Annotated in this window: 1 protein-coding gene; it reads left to right on the forward strand. The window is 73.3% G+C overall.

Going from position 1 to position 2,548, the window contains the following annotated elements:
- Nucleotides 1–379 precede the first annotated feature (379 nt).
- Nucleotides 380–2,401, forward strand: coding sequence for a carbamoyltransferase C-terminal domain-containing protein (locus tag ACZ4W5_RS37930; RefSeq protein ID WP_360237853.1), 2,022 nt, complete (start codon nt 380–382; stop codon nt 2,399–2,401).
- Nucleotides 2,402–2,548 lie beyond the last annotated feature (147 nt).

Below are 2,548 nucleotides of genomic sequence, written 5' to 3' on the forward strand. Positions count from 1 at the left end.
TTGTTCCTTTTTCTTTGGGGGGGGGTGGTGTGGTTTTTTTTCTTTTTCCCCCACACCGCACCAGAAAACCACCCCCCCCCCCCCCCCCCCCCCCCCCCCCCCCCCCCCCCCCCCCCCCCCCCCCCGGGCCGTTCTGCCGGGAGGCCGCCGAGGCCCCCGCTGCGCATGCGTACGCCCGGGCCCGGGGCCGTGCGTAAACGGGGATTTCAGTATGTACCGGGCCTCCGCACGCGTGGTCGAATGACCGGGTAGTCGCTGGTGCCGGGGGCAGGCGGCCGGCCCGGGCGGGGTACCGGAAATCCCGGGACATCCCTTCGCGCACGGGCCGGAAATACCTCGTCCTGACAGAACCTGGCAGACCGAGGAATAAGAGGTAACCGTGGCCGAGCATTTCCTTTCCGCCTATCTCACGCCGCCGGGGCCGGGTGCGGTCTTCTCGGTCCGGCACGACCAGAACGTCGCGCTGTGGCGCCGGGACGGGGCGGACGTCGAACTCGTCCGGGTCTGGGAACTGGAGCGGGTCAGCGGGCAGAAGCACCATTTCTGGCCGCTGTACACCGAGAGCCGCTCGGCGGCCTTCCTGTCGGCGCTGCTGGCCGAGGAGGGGCTGACCCTCGACGACGTCACCGCCACTTGGGGCACGCCCGGCCTGCCGAAGGCGCAGCCGGTGCCCAAGCCGGCCGGGGCCGAGGACTTCCCGCTGCACAGCCTGGCGCACCTGTTCAGCGGCGTGCTGCGGGACGTCCCGCTGTTCCGCGAGGGGCAGATCGTCGGCCTGGCGATCGACGCGCTGCCCGACTACGCCCAGGAGAGCCGCCCCAACCCGTACTGGTACGCGGGCTGTGTGGTGAAGCAGGGCGAGATCACCTTCGAGCCGGTGGAGTCCCCCGGGCCGCTGTACACCGCGGCCGAGACGGTGTTCGGGCTGGAGCCGGGCTCGCTGATGGCGCTCGCCTCCGCCTCGACGGCCGCGATCGAGTTCGACGCCGAGGCCGCGATCGCCGGGGTCACCTTCTTCGGCGGCTCGGCGACCCAGCCCTGGAAGGCCGCCCACGACCTGGTGCGCTCGGTGGTGGACGCCGCCGAGGAGCAGCTCGCCGACGCGGAGCTGGACGACTCGCTCAGCCGCGAGGACCACCTGCGCAGCGCCGTGATGAAGGTGATCCAGCGCTGCTGCGAGGGCGTCGCGATCCGCAACGTGGAGCGGCTGCTGGAGGTCGGCGGCATCCGCGCCGAGGACACCCACCTGGCCACCACCGGCGGCTACGCGCTCAACTGCCCCACCAACACCCTGCTGATGGACCGCTTCGGCTTCCGCGGCCTGGTCACCCCGCCGTGCGCCAACGACTCCGGCCAGGGCATCGGCCTGGGCCTGCTCGGCCTGTACGGGGCCGGCGCGCTCGACGGCTCCGGGCTGCGGATCACCTCCCCGTACTACGGCCGGGACGTCCTGGACACCGAGGAGGCGCTGGCCGAGTTCGCGCCGTGGATCGTCTCGGTGACGGACTTCGAGGACGAGCGCTTCGTCGCCGACGTCTCGGACGGCGTGGTCGCCTGGGTGGACGGCCGGGCCGAGCTCGGGCCGCGCGCGCTGGGCCACCGCAGCCTGCTCGGCGACCCGCGCTCGCCGAAGGTCAAGGACCTGCTGAACGAGTACAAGCGGCGCCAGTGGTGGCGGCCGGTCGCGCCGATGGTGATGGCCGAGCACGCGGGCGACTGGTTCGCCTCCGACCGCGAGTCGCCGTACATGCTGGAGGCCGTGCAGGTCCGGCCGCAGGTGCGGGAGCTGGTGCCCGCGATCGTCCACCTGGACGGCTCGGCCCGGCACCAGACCGTCACCGCGGCGTCCAACCCGCGGCTGCACCGGGCGCTGGACGCCTTCCGGGCCGCGACCGGGGTGCCGATCCTGTGCAACACCTCGCTCAACGACAAGGCCGAGGCGGTCGTCGACCAGGCCGCGCAGGCGCTCAACTTCTGTGTCCGCAAGGGCGTTTCGGTGCTCTACCTGAGCGGGCGGCGGGTCGAGCTGCGGGCCGAGCCGGTGCCGACCGCCGGGGTGCCGGCGCCCGTGGCCCCGACCGAGCCGCGGCCGCGCGCGCTGGAGCACTTCGCCGGGCAGGAGGCGGACCGCGACGCGCTGTGGCAGGGCTGGCTGGACGCCGGCTACACCGTCGAGGGCATGTACCACCTCTCGCGCAGCCACCAGCTGCGCGCCGAGCAGGAGCTGTCCACGCCGGAGCGGGTGAACCTGCTGGCGGCGTACCGGGCGAAGGTGGACCCGTCGTTCTCCGGGCTGGTGAACAACTTCGTCCGCACCCACGGGCCGGGCGGCTCCTTCGTCGACCCGTCCACGCTGACCGGGGCGTTCGGGGTGATCAACCCGCTGCGCAAGGGCCGCTGAGCAAGGGCTGCTGAGCCGTCGGCGAACGGGTCGGGGGGGGGGGGGGGGGGGGGGGGGGACCCCCCCCCCCCCCCCCCCCCCCCCCCCCCCCCCCCCCCGAACCCCCACAGAACCCCGCTGCCGAACACCCACCAAAACCACAGCCGG

It is taken from the genome of Kitasatospora sp. NPDC029367, from assembly GCF_055569135.1.